General features: G+C 55.5%; 14 protein-coding genes and 2 pseudogenes. 7 read left to right on the top strand and 9 right to left on the bottom strand.

Going from position 1 to position 22,492, the window contains the following annotated elements; all coding sequences use genetic code 11:
• Positions 1-26 precede the first annotated feature (26 nt).
• The 5 genes from mtgA to lptF form a co-directional block, all read right to left on the bottom strand.
• The gene (mtgA, locus tag NL510_RS03680; RefSeq protein ID WP_253381668.1) at positions 27-752 is read right to left on the bottom strand and encodes a monofunctional biosynthetic peptidoglycan transglycosylase; all 726 of its coding nucleotides are present in this window, start codon (positions 750-752) and stop codon (positions 27-29) included.
• Positions 749-1,402, bottom strand: coding sequence for an isoprenoid biosynthesis glyoxalase ElbB (gene elbB, locus NL510_RS03675; protein WP_253384738.1), 654 nt, complete (start codon positions 1,400-1,402; stop codon positions 749-751). Before elbB ends, mtgA begins: the two co-directional genes overlap by 4 nt.
• Before the next feature lie 232 nt (positions 1,403-1,634).
• Positions 1,635-3,968: an aerobic respiration two-component sensor histidine kinase ArcB gene (gene arcB / locus NL510_RS03670; RefSeq protein ID WP_253381666.1), complete on the bottom strand. Its 2,334-nt coding sequence runs from the start codon at positions 3,966-3,968 to the stop codon at positions 1,635-1,637.
• A 135-nt stretch (positions 3,969-4,103) separates the two neighbouring features.
• A complete protein-coding gene (gene lptG, locus NL510_RS03665) occupies positions 4,104-5,186 on the bottom strand; it encodes an LPS export ABC transporter permease LptG (protein ID WP_253381664.1) in 1,083 nt (360 codons plus the stop codon).
• Positions 5,186-6,286 (bottom strand): LPS export ABC transporter permease LptF, encoded by a 1,101-nt coding sequence (lptF, locus tag NL510_RS03660; protein ID WP_253381662.1) that lies wholly within the window; start codon positions 6,284-6,286, stop codon positions 5,186-5,188. Before lptF ends, lptG begins: the two co-directional genes overlap by 1 nt.
• Positions 6,287-6,552: 266 nt before the next feature.
• Here lptF and pepA point away from each other — a divergent pair, with 266 nt between their 5' ends.
• From pepA to ahr, 5 genes are all read left to right on the top strand, one after another.
• Positions 6,553-8,064, top strand: a complete 1,512-nt coding sequence (pepA, locus tag NL510_RS03655; protein WP_253381661.1) for a leucyl aminopeptidase — start codon at positions 6,553-6,555, stop codon at positions 8,062-8,064.
• 73 nt (positions 8,065-8,137) lie between these two features.
• On the top strand, positions 8,138-8,581 hold the full coding sequence (holC, locus tag NL510_RS03650; protein ID WP_253381659.1) for a DNA polymerase III subunit chi: 444 nt from the start codon (positions 8,138-8,140) through the stop codon (positions 8,579-8,581).
• Entirely contained in the window at positions 8,581-11,436 is a 2,856-nt protein-coding gene (locus tag NL510_RS03645; protein ID WP_253381657.1) for a valine--tRNA ligase, read from the top strand. The genes holC and NL510_RS03645 overlap by 1 nt, the downstream gene beginning before the upstream one ends.
• Before the next feature lie 122 nt (positions 11,437-11,558).
• The gene (locus NL510_RS03640) at positions 11,559-12,062 is read left to right on the top strand and encodes a GNAT family N-acetyltransferase (protein WP_253381655.1); all 504 of its coding nucleotides are present in this window, start codon (positions 11,559-11,561) and stop codon (positions 12,060-12,062) included.
• A gap of 82 nt (positions 12,063-12,144) precedes the next feature.
• The gene (gene ahr / locus NL510_RS03635) at positions 12,145-13,164 is read left to right on the top strand and encodes an NADPH-dependent aldehyde reductase Ahr (protein WP_253381653.1); all 1,020 of its coding nucleotides are present in this window, start codon (positions 12,145-12,147) and stop codon (positions 13,162-13,164) included.
• Positions 13,165-13,316: 152 nt separating this feature from the next.
• Here ahr and NL510_RS03630 read toward each other — a convergent pair.
• Both NL510_RS03630 and mnmL read right to left on the bottom strand, forming a co-directional pair.
• Positions 13,317-13,574, bottom strand: a pseudogene (locus tag NL510_RS03630) (dihydroxyacetone kinase subunit DhaK); the annotation flags it as partial.
• A gap of 26 nt (positions 13,575-13,600) precedes the next feature.
• A complete protein-coding gene (mnmL, locus tag NL510_RS03625; RefSeq protein ID WP_253384736.1) occupies positions 13,601-14,542 on the bottom strand; it encodes a tRNA modification radical SAM protein MnmL/YtqA in 942 nt (313 codons plus the stop codon).
• 685 nt (positions 14,543-15,227) lie between these two features.
• Here mnmL and gltB point away from each other — a divergent pair.
• A complete protein-coding gene (gene gltB / locus NL510_RS03620; RefSeq protein ID WP_253381651.1) occupies positions 15,228-19,688 on the top strand; it encodes a glutamate synthase large subunit in 4,461 nt (1,486 codons plus the stop codon).
• A 9-nt stretch (positions 19,689-19,697) separates the two neighbouring features.
• Complete coding sequence (locus NL510_RS03615) at positions 19,698-21,116, top strand: glutamate synthase small subunit (RefSeq protein ID WP_253381649.1); 1,419 nt, start codon at positions 19,698-19,700, stop codon at positions 21,114-21,116.
• A gap of 119 nt (positions 21,117-21,235) precedes the next feature.
• Here NL510_RS03615 and sspB read toward each other — a convergent pair whose 3' ends face one another.
• On the bottom strand, positions 21,236-21,733 hold the full coding sequence (sspB, locus tag NL510_RS03610) for a ClpXP protease specificity-enhancing factor (protein WP_253381647.1): 498 nt from the start codon (positions 21,731-21,733) through the stop codon (positions 21,236-21,238).
• Positions 21,734-21,738: 5 nt separating this feature from the next.
• Positions 21,739-22,378: pseudogene (gene sspA, locus NL510_RS03605) on the bottom strand (stringent starvation protein SspA).
• Positions 22,379-22,492 lie beyond the last annotated feature (114 nt).

Below are 22,492 nucleotides of genomic sequence, written 5' to 3'. Positions count from 1 at the left end.
GGCGGGTGGCGCAGGGCTTACCCGCCTTACATTAACGCATTTTTTTGCATAAACGCCTCCCCACCCAACTGGCGCATCTGGCGCATAATCCACGCCTGACGGCTGCGCACATATCCTGACGGGGCGTTGGCTTTAAACGTTATGGGATTGGGTAAGACGGCGGCTAACAGCGCGGCTTCAGACAGCGTGAGACGGCTGGCAGGCTTATTGAAATAACGCTGCGCGGCGGCTTCGACGCCAAACACCCCATCACCAAACTCGGCGATATTCAGATAAACGGTTAGAATGCGCTTCTTGCTCCAGACCGTTTCAATTCCCAGCGTCAGGCCCGCTTCCAGCCCTTTTCGCACCCAGCTTCGTCCATCCCATAAAAACAGATTTTTCGCCGTTTGTTGCGATAACGTCGATGCCCCACGCACGCGATTTTCATTACGTTCATTATGCGCCAGTGCCTTCTCGATAGCCGCCACGTCAAAACCCCAGTGCTGCGGGAATTTCTGGTCTTCTGCCGCAATCACCGCAAGTCCCATAAGCGGTGAGATCGCATCCATGCTGACCCAGTCTGAATGGGCAACATAGCTAAAATCACCGCGGAACCACGCCCCGACCTGACGCTCAACCATAACGGCTGAAAACGGCACCGGCAGAATGCTGAACAGGGCGATACCGCCGCCCCAGAAAATGGCCAGCGCCAGAATTGTGCGCAGCAGGATCCGTTTTACCCATGCACCGGCTCCTGTTTTACGGCTCATTCAGTCAGCACCAGCACTCTCTCCACCAGCTTTTCAATGCCCGTGGCCGCTTGCGCAATATTCTGGGCCAGCATGTACGCCGGGGTAGTGACAATTTTATTATCTTCATCCACCACGATGTCATCGACCGGACAAGGTACATGTTCCCCGCCCATATCTTCCACAATCTCTGCAATATCAATATCCGTACCGATGGTCAGGCGCAACGGAAAATCAAAGATTTTCGGCAGCATCGCAGGGGCGATACAGATAAAGCCCTGCGGTTTACCCGCCGTATGCATCGCCTGAGAAAGCGCGTTTAAATCTGGATCGATCTGACATTGCGCGCCCTGGCTTGCAAAGGTGCTGAGATTTTTGGCCGCGCCAAAACCGCCCGGCACGATTAACGCATCCAGCATAGCGGCGTCTGCCTGAACGAGAGGGTGAATATCTCCTCGCACAATGCGTGCCGCTTCAATCAGAACGTTACGGTTTTCCGCCATCGGTTCACCGGTAAGATGATTAATGACCTCCCCCTGATGTTTATCCGGCGCGAAGCAGACAGCCTCTGCCCCATGCCGGGCCAGCGCCAGCAGCGTTAAAACGGCTTCATGTATTTCTGAGCCGTCATACACTCCGCAACCGCTCAACACGACACCAATCTTTTTCATCATCACGATCCTTTCTGGCAACCCGCTGAAGCCCATTAAAAATTTTGATTAAAACGCTATGCTTCACACATTTCACTGATTCATGTAACAAATCATTTAAGATTTGCTATCTTATCTGCGTGCGGCCTAAATTTTCAGGCAGCGTCCATGCGAAAACAACACAAAAAATCAGGCGCAGCCACGATTTCCCTGGTGTTGGCGCAGTATTTCGCGCACCCCGGTTTAGCCGGGGTCATTTTTTTCTCCCGTTCACCCAGGCTTTCAGTACCGCCACATCGCTCTGCCACTCCTGTTTCATCTCTTCAACCCAATCACCAACGTTATCCTCCCATGCGGGTAAATCAGGTGACTGGATCTGTTGACCCAGTTGCTGCAGGTGACGTAACCCGATCGAACCGGCCGCCCCTTTAATTTTGTGCCCTTCCTCAACAATACCTTTCTGGTCACGCGCGGTCAGGTTCGACTCCAGCACATTCAGGTAGCCCGGCATCATTTTTTCAAACACATCCAGACCGTCGGTTATCAGTTTCGGACCAACCAGATCGATATACTGCTCCAGCATCGCTGTATCAAGTATGGCCTGGGCTTTTGCGCTATCAACAGACGTCATGGTGCTCTCCTCTTCATCACTGGTATCCCAAAACTTCTTGATCATGGCGGTCAGGGCTGGCACCGCGAGCGGCTTACTGAGCACATCATCCATACCGGCATCAAGGTACTCTTTCTTGTCTTTTAACACGTTCGCCGTCAGTGCCACCAGCGGCGGTAGGTCTTCAGCGGGATAGTGGTTTGTCAGTTCACGCGAGATATCCAGCCCGGTCATGTCCGGCAGTTGGATATCCAGCAGCACCAGGTCATATTCCCCCGGGGTGAACATCTCCAGCGCCGCTTTGCCGGTCATTGCCACGTCTACGCTGCAGCCCAGTTTCTCCAGCACCGAGCGCGCCACAATCACGTTCAGCTCAATGTCTTCTACCAGCAGAACGTGCAGCGCGGGTAACGGCATCTCATCGTTTTCAAATGTGTCTTCAACCTCTTCAGCCACGGCTGGCGCATGCACCGTCAGGGTAAATGTCGAGCCTTTGCCCGCCTGGCTTGTCACGAGGATATCGCCGCCCATACTCTTCGCCAGACGTTTAGACACCGCAAGACCAATCCCCGTACCGGTTGCGGGTTTACCGCCGTTGCTGTCCTTCACCTGATAATACATGGCGAAGATTTTGTCATATTCTTCCTGTGGAATACCAATCCCGGAATCTTCCACTTCAAAGTGCAGCATATCCCCTTCGTCATAACGGATGCGCACCACAACCCGCCCCTTCTGGGTAAATTTCACGGCGTTGCTGATAAGGTTCCACAGGATCTGACGCAGGCGAGTACCGTCAGTGACCACTTTATGCGGCAGCGGCAGCGTTGGCTCAAGTACAAAGCTCAGTCCTTTTTGCTGCGCCTGCAGGCCAGAGAGGTTCTCCAGGTCCGCGAGGAAACCGGTAAAATCAACCGGCTGGTTATCAAGCTGAACTTTACGTCGCTCCATCTTATCCATATCGATAATATCGTTGAAGATATTACCCAACGTCACCGCCGAGACATGGATCGTCTTGAGGTATTTCTCCTGCTCGTGGGTCAGGTCGGTATCCAGCAGGATCCGGCTTAGACCCACAATGCCGTTCAGCGGCGTGCGCAGTTCGTGGCTGATAGTGGAGATAAAGGTAGTTTTATCCCGGCTGGCGCGCTCAAGCGCATCCTGGTAGCGCTTACGCTCGGTGATATCACGTCCAAAGCCCATCAGGCCGTGGCGCTTACCCACGCGGTCATAGTACGGCACCTTACGGATTTCAAAGCACGCTTTACGCCCGTCCGGATAATCCAGCCACTGTTCGTAGGTCAGGGAGACATTGTGACGAAACACTTTTTCATCGGTTTCCATCACCTTAGCGGCCGCTTCATCGGAGTAAACATCCTGCGGCTTGAGGTTCACCAGCTGCTTTTCGCTTTTGCCGGTCAGCAGCTCCATCGCCCGGTTACAGCCTGAGAACTCTTTATCTTCGTTGCGATAGAACACCAGGTCCGGCGAGGCGTCGAGGAAAGAGCGCAGAAATGAGGATTGTTGTTCGAGCTGGATCTGCGTTACCTCGCGCTCTTTCATCTCAATTTTCAGCTGTTCAAGGGTCGCCTGACGCTCAGCCTCAGCCTTTTCGCGGTCGGCGATCTCCTGGTTAAGCTGGGCAATATTGTCTTTTAGCTGCACGTTGAGTTTTAAATCACGCTCGCGCATCTCCTCCAGTTTATCCACCAGCTTTGATAGACGCTGACGAGACTCCTCCAGTTGTTCAACCACTACAGAGAGGAAATAGACCGCCCACGGCGTGATCAGCAGGCCAAAGAAGATGGAGCGGATCACGTCGATACTCTCGACCTGGCCGTGCAGAACCATGGTCACGGCCATTTGTACCACAATGGCCAACACCACCAGCGCCAGCGCCAGCAGCAGAGAGAAACGTACCAGCCCGAGCTTCATCATCAGGTCGACGTAATACTGGGCCAGCATTCGAATTTGCTTCATAGAGGATCCCTTCACGACGTTATCGCTCAATAATACTCAAAATCGTGGCGAGGCGTTGAAGGTTGTGAGAAAAAGTGCGGGGTGAAACAGGAGATTAGCCTCGCTCCCGGCGAACCGGTAGCGAGGAGAGGGCAATCAGGAGCGTTTCAGAAGCAGCCAGAGGCTGATCAGGAAGAAGGTGGCGCTCGGCAGCAACGCACCGATAAATGGCGGAATGCCGTACACCAGCGTCAGCGGTCCGAAAATCTGATCGAGGACGTAGAACACAAAGCCGAAGCTGATACCGGTGACAACGCGTACCCCCATCGGCACGCTACGCAACGGGCCGAAGATAAATGACAGGGCCATTAGCATCATTACCGCTACGGATAAGGGCTGGAAAATCTTGCTCCACATATTGAGCTGATAACGCCCGGCATCCTGCCCGCTCGACTTGAGGTATTTCACATAGCTGTGCAAGCCGGTGATGGAGAGCGCATCCGGATCCAGCGCCACTACGCCCAGTTTGTCCGGCGTAAGGTTAGTCTTCCATGTGCCTGAAACGGTCTGGGAACCCGTAATTTGTTTCGGGTCTTTCAGGACAGATTCATCAACCTGCGACAGACGCCACTGTCGGTTATCGGCATCGAACTTCGCCGAGGAAGCATGACGGACAGACAGTAAACGCCGTTCGTCATTAAAGGTATAGATACTGATGCCGCCCAGCTCATCGTCACCTTTTACACGCTCAATGTAGACGAAACTGTTACCATCCTTTGCCCATAACCCTTGCTGGGTAGAGAGCAATGAGCCGCCGAACATGGCCTGGGCACGATAGTTACGCGCCATCTGCTCGCCTTGCGGAGCCACCCACTCGCCAATCGCCATAGTCAGCAACACCAGCGGAATTGCCGTTTTCATCACCGAGAGCGCAACCTGCACACGGGTAAAGCCCGATGCCTGCATGACCACCAGTTCACTGCGCTGTGCCAGCATCCCCAGCCCAAGCAACGCGCCCAGCAGGGCCGCCATAGGGAAGAAGATCTGTACATCTTTCGGCACGCTGAGCAGGGTATACATGCCTGCACCCAGCGCGTCGTAACTCCCCTGCCCGGCCTTTTTCAGCTGATCGACAAATTTGATAATGCCCGAGAGTGACACCAGCATGAACAGCGTCATCATGATAGTGGAGAAAATAGTTTTACCGATGTAGCGGTCAAGAACGCCAAACGCCTGCATTACAACGCTCCTTTACGCGATAATCTGGCACGAATGCGACGTACTAGCACCGTATCCCACAGGTTTAATCCCAGCGCCAGCAGGATGTACAAAAAGTTGACTGACCACGTCCAGATCATCGGATCCAGCTTGCCTTTGCCGCCGTTAGAGCGAATCGAGGTTTGCAGCAGGAAATACACCAGGTAAAGCAGCATCGCTGGCAGCATTGACAGTACGCGCCCCTGACGCGGGTTGACCACGCTCAGCGGAACAACAATCAGTGCCATCATAAATACGGTGAATACAAGCGTGAGGCGCCAGTGGAACTCGGCCCGCGCTCTGTCGGTATCGGTATTCCACAGGGTGCGCATGTCCATCTGCTCGGTATCCGTGGGATCCAGCGCGACGGTCTGATGACCAATAATGGCCTGATAATTCTGGAAATCGGTAATACGGAAGTCGCGCAGCATCGCGGTGCCTTCAAAGCGGGTCCCTTTATTCAGCGTCACTATCTGGGAACCATCTTTACGCTGGGCAAGCTGGCCGGAGTCTGCCACTACCACCGACGGGCGAGCATTCCCTTTGGTGCGCAACTGCGCAAGGAAGACATCGTTAAATCTGCTGCCGTCGACGCTCTCGATAAACAGCACGGAGTTGCCGTCGGTGGCCTGCTGGAATTGACCTTGCGCTAACGCCGCCAGGCCGGGGTTTGCTTTGGCTTCAGCCAACACTTCATCCTGATGTCGGGAAGACATTGGGCCAGCCCACATCACATTCACCGCAGCCACAATACCGGTAAACAGCGCCAGCACCATCGCCGCTTTCAGCAGCACGGCTTTGCTCAAGCCGCAGGCGTGCATCACCGTGATTTCACTTTCGGTATAAAGCCTTCCCAGCGTCATGAGCAGGCCGAGGAAAAGGCTCAGCGGCAGAATAAGCTGTGCCATTTCCGGGATCCCTAATCCAAGCAGGGAAAGCACCAGATTTGTTGGAATTTCGCCGTCAACGGCCGCACCAAGGATCCTGACCAGCTTCTGACAGAAGAAAATCAGCAGCAGGATAAAGAGGATCGCCAGCTGGCTTTTGAGCGTCTCTCGCACCAGATATCTTATGATTATCACTTTAAATACGCCCGTAAAAACCCGTCTCGTTGCTGGAATATTGCTTGTTTCATGGCTTAAAGGTCATTTATTCTCTTGAATCGTCGAAATCATCGCTAAGATTAAAACACCCAGCGGATTCACGCTTCAGGACATTTTCTGACGTGTCGAAACTGTAATAACGTAAGATTAACATGAAGTCACCACAACCGCGGACATGAGTTACGAAAGGTTTCAATTCTATCCGTAGCCGCCGCCGTTGTCTTTAAGATTCAGGAGCGTAGTGCATGGAGTTCAGTGTAAAAAGCGGTAGCCCGGAGAAACAGCGGAGTGCCTGCATCGTTGTGGGCGTCTTTGAACCACGTCGACTCTCCCCTATCGCCGAACAACTCGATAAAATCAGTGACGGCTATATCAGCGCCCTGCTGCGCCGTGGCGAACTGGAGGGCAAACCTGGGCAGACGCTGTTGCTGCACCATGTTCCAAACGTCTTGTCCGAGCGCATTTTGCTGATTGGCTGTGGTAAAGAGCGCGAGCTGGATGAACGTCAATATAAGCAAGTTATTCAGAAAACCATTAATACGCTGAATGATACTGGCTCAATGGAAGCAGTGTGCTTCCTGACCGAACTGCACGTTAAAGGCCGTAACACCTACTGGAAGGTCCGTCAGGCTGTTGAAACGGCAAAAGAGAGCCTGTACAGCTTTGATCAGTTAAAAACCAACAAGAGCGAGCCGCGTCGTCCGCTGCGCAAGATGGTCTTTAACGTGCCGACCCGCCGCGAGTTAACCAGCGGTGAGCGCGCGATTCAGCACGGCCTGGCTATTGCTTCGGGCATCAAAGCCGCCAAAGATCTTGGCAACATGCCGCCAAATATCTGCAACGCCGCCTACCTGGCTTCACAGGCGCGTCAGTTGGCGGACTCGTACAGCAAGAACGTCATTACCCGCGTCATCGGCGAACAGCAAATGAAAGAGCTGGGTATGCACGCTTATCTCGCGGTCGGCAACGGCTCTCAGAACGAATCGCTGATGTCGGTCATTGAGTACAAGGGCAATCCGTCTGAAGACGCACGTCCTGTCGTGCTGGTGGGTAAAGGCCTGACCTTCGACTCTGGCGGTATTTCCATCAAGCCAGCCGAAGGCATGGATGAGATGAAATACGACATGTGCGGTGCGGCGGCCGTCTATGGCGTGATGCGAATGGTCGCTGAACTTCAACTGCCGATCAACGTTATCGGCGTGCTGGCGGGCTGTGAAAACATGCCTGGCGGACGAGCATACCGTCCCGGCGACGTGCTGACCACCATGTCCGGGCAGACGGTTGAAGTGCTGAACACCGACGCCGAAGGCCGCCTGGTACTGTGTGACGTGCTGACCTACGTCGAGCGTTTCGAACCGGAAGCGGTAATCGACGTGGCAACGTTAACCGGCGCCTGCGTCATTGCGCTGGGCCACCACATCACCGGGCTGATGTCGAACCACAACCCGCTGGCCCACGAGCTTATCGGCGCATCCGAACAGGCCGGTGACCGCGCGTGGCGCCTGCCGCTGGGCGATGAGTTCCAGGACCAGCTGGAGTCCAACTTCGCGGATATGGCGAACATCGGCGGCCGTCCCGGTGGTGCGATTACCGCGGGCTGCTTCCTGTCGCGCTTCACCCGCAAGTATAACTGGGCACACCTTGATATCGCGGGCACCGCATGGCGCTCCGGTAAAGCCAAAGGTGCGACCGGTCGTCCGGTTGCGCTGTTGTCGCAGTTCCTGCTGAACCGCGCCGGGTTCAATGGCGAAGAGTAATTGCCGTCTGTAGGCCGGGTAAGCAAAGCGCCTCCCGGCTTTACATTTACATCCACAACAAGAAGCCCCATATATGAAGAATGCAACGTTCTACCTTCTGGACAACGACACGCATCAGGATGGCCTTAGCGCCGTTGAACAACTGGTGTGTGAAATTGCCGCAGAACGTTGGCGCGCAGGTAAACGCGTTCTTATCGCCTGCGAAGATGAACAGCAGGCTATCCGCCTGGATGAAGCGCTATGGGCGCGCCCGGCGGAAAGTTTTGTCCCGCATAATTTGTCCGGGGAAGGCCCGCGCGGCGGCGCACCGGTAGAAATCGCCTGGCCGCAAAAGCGCAACAGCAGCGCCCGCGATATTCTGATTAGCCTGCGGATAGGGTTTGCAGATTTTGCCACCGCTTTCACAGAAGTGGTAGACTTTGTCCCTTACGAAGAATCTTTGAAACAACTGGCGCGCGAACGCTATAAAGCGTACCGCCTGGCTGGTTTTAACCTGAATACGGCAACCTGGACATAATGGAAAAAACATATAACCCACGCGATATCGAACAGCCGCTTTACGAGCACTGGGAACAGCAGGGCTATTTCAAGCCTAACGGTGATGAAAGCAAAGAGTCCTTCTGCATCATGATCCCGCCGCCGAACGTCACCGGCAGTTTGCATATGGGTCATGCTTTCCAGCAGACCATCATGGACACCATGATCCGCTACCAGCGCATGCAGGGCAAAAATACCCTGTGGCAGGCGGGGACTGACCACGCGGGTATCGCGACCCAAATGGTGGTTGAGCGTAAAATTGCCGCTGAAGAAGGTAAAACCCGCCACGATTACGGTCGCGACGCGTTCATCGACAAAATTTGGCAGTGGAAAGCAGAATCGGGCGGAACCATTACCCGTCAGATGCGCCGTCTCGGCAACTCCGTGGATTGGGAGCGCGAGCGCTTCACCATGGATGAAGGCCTGTCCAATGCCGTGAAAGAAGTGTTCGTCCGTCTGTACAAAGAAGATCTGATTTACCGTGGCAAACGCCTGGTAAACTGGGATCCGAAACTGCGTACCGCCATCTCTGACCTGGAAGTGGAAAACCGTGAGTCAAAAGGCTCCATGTGGCACATCCGCTACCCGCTGGCCGACGGTGCAAAAACCGCAGACGGTAAAGATTATCTGGTGGTAGCGACTACCCGTCCGGAAACCCTGCTGGGCGATACCGGCGTGGCCGTTAACCCGGAAGATCCGCGTTACAAGGATCTGATCGGTAAATTCGTAGTGCTGCCGCTGGTTAACCGCCGTATTCCGATTGTTGGCGACGAACACGCCGACATGGAAAAAGGTACCGGTTGTGTGAAAATCACCCCAGCGCACGACTTTAACGACTATGAAGTCGGGCGTCGTCACGCCCTGCCGATGATCAACATTCTGACCTTTGATGGCGACATTCGCGAAAGCGCGGAAGTCTACGACACTAAAGGCGAAGAAACTGATGTTTACTCCAGCGCTATTCCGGCAGAGTTCCAGAAGATGGAACGTTTTGCCGCGCGTAAAGCGATTGTCGCTGCCGTGGACGCGCTCGGCCTGCTGAGCGATATCAAACCTCACGATCTGACCGTACCGTACGGCGACCGTGGCGGTGTGGTAATCGAACCCATGCTGACCGATCAGTGGTACGTGCGTGCCGACGTGCTGGCGAAACCGGCTGTTGAAGCGGTTGAGAATGGCGACATTCAGTTTGTGCCGAAGCAGTATGAGAACATGTATTTCTCCTGGATGCGTGATATTCAGGACTGGTGTATCTCCCGTCAGCTATGGTGGGGTCACCGCATCCCGGCGTGGTACGACAACGACGGTAACGTGTTTGTCGGTCGCACCGAAGACGAAGTGCGCCAGGAAAACAATCTGAGTGCCGACGTTGCCCTGCGTCAGGACGAGGACGTTCTCGACACCTGGTTCTCTTCCGCGCTGTGGACATTCTCCACCCTCGGCTGGCCGGAAAACACCGACGCGCTGCGTCAGTTCCATCCAACCAGCGTGATGGTTTCCGGCTTCGACATCATCTTCTTCTGGATTGCGCGCATGATCATGATGACCATGCACTTCATCAAAGACGAAGACGGCAAGCCGCAGATCCCGTTCAAGACTATCTACATGACTGGTCTGATCCGTGATGACGAAGGCCAGAAGATGTCAAAATCCAAGGGGAACGTCATTGACCCGCTGGATATGGTCGATGGTATCTCGCTGGAAGATCTACTGGAGAAACGTACCGGCAATATGATGCAGCCGCAGTTGGCAGAAAAAATAGCTAAGCGCACCGCGAAGCAGTTCCCGGACGGCATTGAGCCGCATGGTACCGACGCCCTGCGTTTCACCCTGGCGGCACTGGCTTCTACCGGCCGCGACATCAACTGGGACATGAAGCGTCTGGAAGGTTATCGTAACTTCTGTAACAAACTGTGGAACGCCAGCCGCTTCGTGCTGATGAACACCGAAGATCAGGATTGCGGCTTCAACGGTGGCGAGATGACGCTATCGCTGGCTGACCGCTGGATCCTGGCTGAATTCAACCAGACGGTGAAAGCGTTCCGCGAGGCGCTGGACAGCTACCGCTTCGATATCGCGGCAGGCATTCTGTATGAATTCACCTGGAACCAGTTCTGCGACTGGTATCTGGAGCTGGCGAAGCCGGTGATGAACGGAGGAAATGAGGCAGAATTGCGCGGCACGCGTAACACGTTAATTACCGTACTGGAAGGTCTGCTGCGTCTTGCGCATCCGATCATTCCCTTCATCACCGAAACCATCTGGCAGCGCGTGAAGGTCATTGCAGGCATCAATGCGGATACCATCATGCTGGAGCCATTCCCGGAATTCGACGCCGCTAAGGTTGATGAAGCCGCGTCAGCGGATACCGAGTGGCTGAAACAGGCGATCGTGGCGGTACGTAACATTCGTGCTGAAATGAACATTGCCCCGGGCAAACCGCTTGAGCTGCTGCTGCGCGGCTGCAGCGAAGCTGCCGTTCGTCGCGTCAGCGAGAACAACACCTTCCTGAAAACCATGGCGCGTCTGGAAAGCATCACCGTGCTGCCTGCGGATGAAAAAGGTCCGGTTTCCGTGACCAAAATCATCGACGGCGCTGAGTTGCTGATCCCAATGGCGGGCCTTATCGACAAAGACGCTGAGCTGGCTCGTCTGGCGAAAGAAGTGGCGAAAGTCGATGTGGAAATTGGCAAAATCGAAGGCAAACTGGCGAACGAAGGCTTTGTGGCCCGCGCGCCGGAAGCGGTCATTGCGAAAGAGCGTGAACGTCTGGTTGCCTTCGCCGATGCGAAGAGCAAGCTGATTGAGCAGCAGGCGGTTATTGCCGCGCTGTAATGCTTTTACTCCTTACGCTTCAGGGCGTAAGGGGTTATCTTCCTGAAAATGCCTTGCTTGCACTCCCTTTTTTGCGTTGCTATTAACAGCAATGGTGTGTCTATCTTTTGATGAGTAATGCTATGAGCGTGATTACCCCCGTCGCGACGACGATGCGTCGGATCACTGAGCAAGACAACCCGGCTATCGCGGCCGTTATCCGCACCGTCTCAGCCGAATACGGCCTGACCGCTGATAAGGGCTACACCGTGGCCGACCCGAATCTGGATGAGCTTTATCAGCTCTACAGCCAGCCTGACCATGCTTACTGGATTATTGAGCAGGGCGGTAAGGTTGTCGGTGGAGGCGGCATCGCGCCCTTGAGCTGCAGTGAACCAGACATTTGCGAATTGCAAAAAATGTATTTCCTGCCTTCCGTACGTGGGCAAGGGCTGGCAAAAAAGCTGGCGCTGATCGCCCTTGAACATGCCCGCACCCAGGGCTTTAAACGCTGTTACCTCGAAACCACCGCCTTCCTTAAAGAGGCTATTGGCCTGTATGAACACCTGGGCTTTACGCATATCGATACGCCGCTGGGCTGTACCGGCCACGTTGACTGTGAAATCAGGATGCTGAAAAGTCTATAAAACGTGTTCCTGCCGTCTTCTGTTAAGCGTCTGTAAACTGAATGCTCTACACTTTCTGTTCACACCATAACGGGGAAATACGATGTCGAAGATAAAAAGCTACGCCGCACCGCAGGCGGGTGCAGAACTTGAACTGTACGAGTACGATGCAGGCGATTTAAAAGCAGAAGACGTCGAAGTAAAGGTCGATTACTGCGGAATTTGCCACTCCGATCTGTCGATGATCGACAACGAATGGGGTTTCTCACAGTATCCGTTGGTTGCCGGACACGAAGTTATCGGTCACGTTGTGGCGCTCGGTAGCGCCGCGCAGGATAAAGGGCTGAAGATCGGCCAGCGTGTGGGCATTGGCTGGACGGCGCGTAGCTGTGGTCATTGCGATGCCTGTATCAGCGGCAACCAGATCAACTGCCTTGAAGGCTCCGTCCCCACCATCCTGAACAAGGGTGGTTTCGCCGATAAACTGCGTGCCGACTGGCAATGGGTTATCCCGCTGCCGGACAGCATTGGTATTGAATCCGCAGGCCCGCTGCTTTGCGGTGGGATCACCGTCTTTAAACCGCTGCTGATGCACCATGTCACCGCCACCAGCCGCGTGGGCGTGATTGGTATTGGCGGTCTGGGACATATTGCCATCAAACTGCTCCACGCCATGGGCTGCGAAGTTACCGCGTTCAGTTCGAACCCGGCGAAAGAGCAAGAAGTGCTGGCGATGGGTGCAGATAAAGTGGTGAACAGCCGCGATCCGCAGGCCCTGAACGCTCTTGCGGGTCAGTTCGATCTGATCATCAACACCGTCAACGTCGATCTCGACTGGCAGCCGTACTTTGAAGCGCTGGCCTATGGCGGTAATTTCCACACCGTGGGTGCGGTACTGAAGCCGCTGCCGGTTCCGGCGTTTACCCTGATCGGCGGCGATCGCAGCGTATCCGGCTCTGCAACCGGTACGCCATTCGAGTTGCGCAAGCTGATGAAGTTTGCCGGACGCACTAAAGTAACGCCAACCACCGAGCTGTATCCGATGTCGAAAATCAACGAAGCGCTCCAGCACGTGCGAGACGGCAAAGCCCGTTACCGCGTGGTGCTAAAAGCGGATTTTTAACGTGAATGTGCCGGGTGGCGGCTTCGCCTTACCCGGCCTACTTTTCTACTGCGCCAATATAGTAAATACTTCCGCCACCGCAACCACCCCCGGATCCATCACCCCGTCCAGATTCTCTTTATTCACATATGATGAACGCCCCGCCCCGGCTTTCACCATTTTCGCCGTTGCCTCAGCGCCTGTTTGTTGTCCGGCAGGGCAATATCGTCCGCCACAATCACCATCTCGACCTTCAGCCCGTAGCGCTTAGCCTTCTCTGCCGCCAGGCCGAAGTTCAGCCGGTCGCCGGTGTAATTTTTCACCACCAGCAGGCAGCCCCGATCACCCGTCACGGCCACAATCGCATTGAGCACCGCGTCGACGCTCGGTGAGGCAAACAGTTCGCCACATACCGCCGCCGTCAGCATTCCAGGATACCCCCATACTGGGCCGTTTGCTAGGCGGTCGTCGTCGGTAAGCGAGGCACCCACGGACGCCCCAAGGCCGACCCCTGTACGCCGTGCTGGTGCAGATAGCAGTCAAGCGCTACCATCCCCGTCCAGCGATTCTCACACCAGAGCGGCGCGAGAAGCGTGGGACGCCGTGCGCTGGCGGAAATGCGGTGGTAGATAACGTCCGCCGGTGTGTGGCGAATCATCTCCCCTGCGGTCACCGTATAGTCGTCGAGCTCAATCCCGCATAACCTCCCGGCTTCCCAGGCTTTCGCCATAATGCTGCCCTTTACAATGTGCAACGGATGCAGCTTGATACCGTCAACGCCTGTTTCAACCACTTGTTCCAGCGTCTGCAGACCGTGCCGCTGCCCTTCGCCAGGCAGACCCACAATCAGATGTGAGCAGACCTTTAGCCCGCGCTGACGGGCAAGACGCGTGGTGCGCTGGTAGCAGGCGAAATCATGTCCGCGATTGATCCGGTGCAGCGTTTTGTCATGAGCGGTCTGTAACCCCAGCTCCAGCCAGACCTCGTATCCCTGCTCTTTATACTCGCAGAGCAGATCCAGCACCGCATCCGGCACGCAGTCCGGGCGCGTCCCGACGCACAGCCCCACGATATTCGCCTGGCTCACCGCCTGCTGATACATCGAGCGCAGGACCTGTACTTCCGCCCATGTGCTGGTGTAGGCCTGAAAATAAGCCAGGTACCGCTTAGCCCGGTTCACCAGCCTCGCCTGATACGCCAGTTGCTCCGCAATCGAATGTTGCTGCTGCGCTTCGTCGGCAAATGAAGCCACGTTACAGAAAGTACAGCCGCCGCGCCCGATGGTGCCATCGCGATTCGGGCAGCTAAATCCGCCATGCAGCGTCAGCTTATGCACCTTTTGCCCGTAACGCTGCAAAAGATCCCCACCAAACATATTGACTAATTTCTGTAACTGCATAACCTGATAGACCGTCCCGAAGAAAGGGGACAAGCCTGCCACTTTTAGCCTCTGTCGGCGATGACCTGGATCAATCGCCCTGGATGGCCTTTACCTTTTGAATAAATAATCAAGATTACCGCAATTTCATTCACGCTAAACGTGATTACTTTTCCTTATGTTCTGAGGGTATTTTTCATTTATAGCGCCAACACTGAAAAACAGTAACTTTATGCGGGTTTCACCCTACCACCAGATTATTATTCTGCCATGAATCAGCTATTCAGCATGCTGCATTGATAATACCGCTTACCTATAGTGAGTAAGATCACACTCCCCTATCCCTTTCCGGGTGGCTCCGCGGATGTAAATATAGTTAAATATCATTATATTACAATAACATAAAAGCACTTTAGCACATTTTTGTATAAATAAGTTGGCCATTTGACCTGGGTACTAATTCCCGATAAGTTGGAAATCCGCTGGAAGCTTTCTGGATGAGCGGCCTGCTCATCATATTTATGCAGTAATTGAGATTCCCTCTGAAGCAAGTCCTCAAACTTGTTTACCTGCGCGAAAGGATGAAAAGAGGGCGAATGCGAGGTACGCGTATGACACGCAAACCCCGTCGCCATGCTCTTTCTGTGCCTGTGCGCCACGGTTAAGTTCAGTAGGAAGCCCGACGAGCCTGGGGAGGTTCACTGATATGTTGTACGATAAATCCCTTGAGAAGGATAACTGTGGTTTCGGCCTGATCGCCCACATAGAAGGCGAACCTAGCCACAAGGTAGTGCGTACTGCTATTCACGCACTGGCCCGTATGCAGCACCGTGGCGCCATCCTGGCTGATGGTAAAACCGGCGACGGTTGCGGTCTGCTGCTGCAAAAACCGGATCGTTTCTTCCGCATCGTGGCGGAAGAGCGCGGCTGGCGTTTAGCCAAAAACTACGCTGTCGGTATGCTGTTCCTGAACCAGGATCCTGAAAAAGCTGCCGCCTCACGCCGCATCGTCGAAGAAGAACTTCAGCGTGAAACCCTGTCTATTGTTGGCTGGCGCGATGTACCAACCAATGAAGGGGTGCTCGGTGAAATCGCCCTCTCCTCGCTGCCTCGTATTGAACAGATTTTTGTTAATGCGCCTGCGGGCTGGCGTCCGCGCGATATGGAACGTCGCTTGTTTATCGCCCGTCGCCGCATTGAAAAACGTCTCCAGGACGATAAAGAGTTCTACGTTTGTAGCCTTTCCAACCTGGTGAACATCTATAAAGGTCTGTGTATGCCGGCTGACCTGCCACGCTTCTACCTGGACCTCGCAGACCTGCGTCTGGAATCGGCTATTTGCCTGTTCCATCAGCGCTTCTCCACCAATACCGTTCCACGCTGGCCGCTGGCTCAGCCGTTCCGCTATCTGGCGCACAACGGCGAAATTAACACCATCACCGGGAACCGTCAGTGGGCACGCGCCCGTACCTATAAATTCCAGACGCCACTGATCCCTGACCTGCACGATGCCGCGCCGTTTGTGAACGAAACCGGCTCTGACTCCAGCTCAATGGACAACATGCTGGAACTGCTGCTGGCGGGCGGGATGGATATCGTTCGCGCCATGCGTCTGCTGGTGCCACCGGCCTGGCAGAACAACCCGGATATGGATCCGGAGCTGCGTGCGTTCTTTGACTTCAACTCCATGCACATGGAGCCGTGGGATGGCCCGGCGGGCATCGTCATGTCCGACGGTCGTTTTGCCGCCTGTAACCTGGATCGTAACGGTCTGCGTCCGGCGCGCTACGTCATCACCAAAGACAAGCTCATTACCTGCGCCTCTGAAGTGGGTATTTGGGATTACCAGCCTGATGAAGTGGTCGAAAAAGGCCGCGTAGGACCGGGCGAACTGATGGTTATCGACACTCGCGGCGGGCGTATTCTGCACTCTGCCGAAACCGATGATGATCTGAAAAGCCGCCATCCGTACAAAGAGTGGATGGAGAAAAACGTTCGCCGTCTGGTGCCATTCGAAGATCTGCCGGACGAAGAGGTCGGCAGCCGCGAACTGGACGACGATACCCTCGCGAGCTTCCAGAAACAGTTTAATTACAGTGCGGAAGAGCTGGACTCGGTAATCCGCGTGCTCGGTGAAAACGGTCAGGAAGCGGTCGGTTCAATGGGTGACGATACCCCGTTTGCCGTGCTCTCCAGCCAGCCGCGCATTATTTACGACTACTTCCGTCAGCAGTTTGCACAGGTGACCAACCCGCCAATCGATCCACTGCGTGAAGCCCACGTCATGTCGCTGGCGACCAGCATCGGTCGCGAGATGAACGTCTTCTGCGAGGCAGAAGGCCAGGCGCATCGTCTGACCTTTAAGTCGCCGATCCTGCTCTACTCCGATTTCAAGCAGCTCACCACCATGCAAGAGGAGCACTACCGCGCCGACACGCTCGACATTACCTTCGACGTGACCGAATCGACCCTCGAAGAGACGGTGAATGCGCTGTGTGACCAGGCCGAACAGATGGTGCGTAACGGTACGGTTCTGCTGGTGTTGTCTGATCGTAATATTGCGAAAAACCGTCTGCCGGTACCTGCGCCAATGGCGGTGGGGGCTATTCAGACCCGTCTGGTAGATAAGAGCCTGCGCTGCGACGCCAACATCATTGTAGAAACCGCAAGCGCCCGCGACCCGCACCACTTTGCCGTGCTGTTAGGCTTTGGCGCGACGGCGATCTATCCGTATCTGGCCTACGAAACGCTGGCGCGCCTGGTGGATACCCGCGCGATCGACAAAGCGTATCGCGCAGTGATGCTGAACTACCGTAACGGCATCAATAAAGGTCTGTACAAGATCATGTCCAAAATGGGCATCTCGACCATCGCCTCTTACCGCTGCTCGAAGCTGTTTGAAGCGGTCGGTCTGCATGATGATGTGGCGAACCTGTGCTTCCAGGGCGTGATAAGCCGTATCGGCGGCGCGAGTTTTGCTGACTTCCAGCAGGATCTGATGAACCTGTCGAAACGCGCCTGGCTGGCACGCAAGCCGCTGGACCAGGGCGGTCTGCTGAAATACGTTCACGGCGGTGAATACCACGCCTACAACCCGGACGTCGTACGCACGCTGCAACAGGCGGTGCAGAGCGGCGAGTACCACGATTATCAGCAGTATGCGGAGCTGGTGAATAACCGTCCGGCGGCGACACTACGCGATCTGTTAGCGATCAACCCGGGCGATGAAGCCGTCAGCATCGACGACGTAGAGCCGGCGTCTGAGCTGTTCAAACGCTTCGATACGGCGGCGATGTCTATCGGCGCGCTGAGCCCGGAGGCGCACGAAGCGCTGGCTGAGGCGATGAACAGCATCGGCGGAAACTCCAACTCCGGTGAAGGCGGTGAAGATCCTGCCCGTTATGGTACCAACAAAGTGTCCCGTATTAAGCAGGTGGCGTCCGGTCGCTTTGGCGTGACGCCAGCGTATCTGGTCAGCGCCGACGTGATTCAGATTAAAGTCGCTCAGGGTGCTAAACCGGGCGAAGGCGGTCAGTTGCCGGGTGATAAAGTCACCCCGTACATCGCCAAACTGCGCTACTCGGTGCCGGGCGTGACGCTGATCTCCCCGCCGCCGCACCACGATATCTACTCTATCGAGGATTTGGCGCAGCTAATTTTCGACCTGAAACAGGTCAACCCGAAAGCGATGATCTCCGTGAAGCTGGTTTCCGAACCGGGCGTCGGCACCATTGCCACCGGGGTGGCAAAAGCCTACGCCGACCTAATCACCATTGCCGGTTACGACGGGGGGACCGGCGCAAGCCCGCTCTCTTCTGTGAAATACGCGGGTTGCCCGTGGGAGCTCGGCCTGGTGGAAACCCAGCAGGCGCTGGTGGCGAACGGTCTGCGTCATAAGATCCGTCTGCAGGTGGACGGCGGTCTGAAAACCGGTCTTGATATCATTAAAGCCGCGATCCTGGGCGCAGAGAGCTTCGGCTTTGGTACCGGCCCAATGGTTGCGCTCGGCTGTAAATACCTGCGTATTTGCCACCTGAACAACTGCGCAACCGGTGTGGCAACCCAGGACGAAAAACTGCGTAAGAACCACTACCACGGCCTGCCGTTTAAAGTGACCAACTACTTTGACTTCATCGCCCGCGAGACCCGCGAACTGATGGCGCAGCTGGGTGTTAAACGCCTGGTAGACCTGATTGGCCGTACCGACCTGCTCAAAGAGCTGGACGGTTTCACTGCCAAACAGCAGAAGCTTGAGCTGTCGAAACTGCTGGAAACGGCAGAGCCGCATCCTGGCAAAGCGGTGTTCTGCACTGAGAAGAACCCGCCGTTTGATAACGGTGTCCTGAACGCGCAGCTATTGCAGCAGGCAAAATCGTACGTGGATGCTAAGCAGAGCAAAACATTCTGGTTTGATATCCGCAACACCGATCGCTCCGTCGGCGCATCGCTCTCCGGTTACATTGCCCAGACGCACGGTGACCAGGGTCTGGCAGCCGATCCGATTACCGCGCACTTCAGCGGTACTGCGGGCCAGAGCTTCGGCGTCTGGAACGCGGGCGGCGTGGAGCTTATCCTTACCGGCGATGCCAATGACTACGTCGGCAAAGGCATGGCAGGCGGTCTGCTGGCGGTGCGTCCACCGGTCGGTTCTGCTTTTCGCAGCTGTGATGCCAGCATCATCGGTAACACCTGTCTGTACGGCGCCACCGGCGGCCGTCTGTTTGCGGCAGGCCGTGCGGGGGAACGTTTTGCGGTGCGTAACTCCGGAGCTATCACCGTGGTGGAAGGTATCGGCGATAACGGCTGTGAATACATGACGGGCGGTATTGTCTGCGTACTGGGCAAAACCGGGGTGAACTTCGGCGCCGGTATGACGGGCGGCTTCGCCTACGTACTGGATGAAAGCGGCGATTTCCGCAAACGCGTGAACCCGGAACTGGTTGAAGTGCTGGACGTGGAGTCCCTGGCTATCCACGAAGAACATCTGCGCGGTTTGATTACCGAACACGTGCAGCATACCGGTTCTTCGCGCGGCGAAGAGATCCTGGCGAACTGGCCGGCGTTCTCCTCAAAGTTCGCGCTGGTTAAACCAAAGTCCAGCGATGTTAAAGCCCTCCTGGGTCACCGTAGTCGTAGCGCAGCAGAGCTGCGTGTGCAGGCGCAGTAAGGAATTCAGATGAGCCAGAACGTTTACCAGTTTATCGACCTGCAGCGTGTTGATCCGCCAAAGAAACCGCTGAAGATCCGCAAAATTGAATTTGTTGAAATCTATGAGCCGTTTTCAGAAGGCCAGGCCAAAGCACAGGCAGACCGCTGCCTGTCCTGCGGTAACCCTTACTGCGAATGGAAATGCCCGGTGCATAATTACATCCCGAACTGGCTGAAGCTGGCCAATGAGGGACGTATTTTTGAAGCCGCCGAGTTGTCTCACCAGACGAACACCCTGCCGGAAGTGTGTGGTCGCGTATGCCCGCAGGATCGTCTGTGCGAAGGCTCCTGTACCTTGAACGATGAGTTCGGCGCGGTAACCATCGGTAACATCGAACGCTACATTAACGATAAGGCGTTTGAAATGGGCTGGCGTCCGGATATGACCGGCGTGCGCCAAACCGACAAACGCGTGGCAATCGTCGGCGCAGGGCCCGCGGGCCTGGCCTGTGCGGACGTGCTGACCCGCAACGGCATTAAGGCGGTGGTTTTTGATCGCCATCCTGAAATCGGCGGTCTACTGACCTTCGGTATTCCGGCCTTCAAGCTGGAAAAAGAGGTCATGACCCGCCGCCGAGAAATTTTCACCGGCATGGGCATTGAGTTCAAACTGAATGTGGAAGTGGGCCGCGACGTGCAGCTCGACGATCTACTGAAGGATTACGATGCCGTGTTCCTCGGCGTCGGCACCTATCAGTCGATGCGCGGCGGGCTGGAGAATGAAGATGCGCCAGGCGTGTTTGATGCGCTGCCGTTCCTGATCGCCAATACCAAACAGATGATGGGCTACGGTGAAACTGCCGAAGAACCTTTCGTCAGCATGGAAGGCAAACGCGTGGTGGTGCTGGGCGGCGGTGATACCGCGATGGATTGCGTGCGTACCTCCATTCGTCAGAATGCGGCGCATGTGATCTGCGCCTATCGTCGCGATGAAGAGAACATGCCGGGTTCAAAACGCGAAGTGAAAAATGCGCGTGAAGAGGGCGTCGAGTTCCAGTTCAACATCCAGCCTCTGGGCGTGGAGGTTAATGCCAACGGGAAAGTGAGCGGTGTGAAGATGGCGCGCACGGAGATGGGTGCGCCGGATGCGAAAGGCCGTCGTCGCGCAGAAATCGTTGCGGGCTCTGAGTATGTGATCCCGGCCGATGCGGTGGTGATGGCGTTTGGTTTCCGTCCCCATAGCATGGAGTGGCTGGCAAAACATAGCGTCGAACTGGATCCGCAGGGCCGTATCATCGCACCGGAAGGCAGCGACAACGCGTTCCAGACCAGCAACCCGAAAATCTTCGCCGGTGGCGATATCGTTCGCGGTTCCGACCTGGTGGTGACGGCGATTGCCGAAGGCCGTAAAGCGGCTGACGGGATCATGAACTACCTGGAAGTGTAAGAATTAGGCCGGATGGGTGACTACCCTCCGGCTTTTCAGGCATAAATACCGCAAACATCCCCGGCGTACAGCAGGTGGATATCACTATAAAGCAAAACAGGCCCGATGGGCCTGTTTGATTATTTCACAACGCGCAGCGCCGGACGCCCACCGCGCGGCGGCGGATCGTCATCAGGGTCGTTATCGTCGTGATGATCGGGTTTATCGCCATCGATAAGCGACATCACCGTGTCGCTTTCGCGTTCATCGGTTGTATCGTCATCATTCAGGCTGGCAACCTCTTCGTCGTAAGCCGCTTCCGGCTCAAACATGGTCCCCGCCCCGTTTTCACGGGCGTAAATAGCCAGTACCGCAGCCAGAGGCACGGAAACCTGACGCGGCACGCCGCCGAAACGCGCATTAAAACGCACTTCGTCATTGGCCAGCTCCAGATTACCTACCGCACGCGGAGCAATGTTCAACACGATTTGTCCGTCACGTGCGTATTCCATTGGAACCTGCACGTCCGGCAACGTCACATCCACAACCAGGTGCGGCGTGAGCTGATTATCCAGCAGCCATTCATAGAATGCGCGCAGCAGATACGGACGGCGTGGGGAGAGTTGTGACATTTCCACAGTCATTAGCCTCGGCCGAGACGCATTTCACGTTCCGGTTCAGTTAAGGATGCCAGGAAGGAGTCGCGTTCAAAGACGCGGGTCATGTAGCCCTTCAGCTCTTTCGCGCCCGGGCCGCTGAACTCAACACCCAGCGTAGGCAGACGCCACAGCAGCGGCGCCAGGTAGCAATCGACCAGGCTGAATTCATCGCTCAGGAAGAACGGTTTTCTGACCAAACACAGGCGCGATTGCCAGCAGCTCTTCACGCAGTTGCTTACGTGCCGCATCGGCTTGAGATGAGGAGCCGTTAACGATAACGTTCATCAGCGTATACCAGTCTTTCTCGATACGCTGCATGTACAGGCGGCTTTCACCACGCGCAACAGGGTAAACAGGCATCAGCGGCGGATGCGGGAAACGCTCATCCAGGTATTCCATAATGATGCGGGATTCCCACAGGGTCAGCTCACGATCAACCAGCGTCGGTACACTCTGGTTTGGATTGAGATCGATCAGATCCTGAGGCGGGTTATCCTTTTCCACATGCTCGATCTCAAAACTGACACCCTTCTCGGCCAGCACGATACGAACCTGATGGCTATAAATGTCAGTAGGACCAGAAAACAGCGTCATTACCGAACGTTTGTTGGCAGCGACAGCCATGAAAACCTCCAGGTATATTCAGAATTTTTACTGCTACCGGCCCAACAGAGGCCAGCCAGATGATGTATTGCCCACCCCAGGGAAAACACATTGTTCAAAACTTGAACAAAAATC

Source organism: unidentified bacterial endosymbiont, assembly GCF_918797525.1.
Classification (GTDB): Bacteria; Pseudomonadota; Gammaproteobacteria; order Enterobacterales; family Enterobacteriaceae; genus Enterobacter.
The sequence above is the reverse complement of the archived record's forward strand: the minus strand, read 5'-3'. Positions and strand labels throughout refer to the sequence as shown.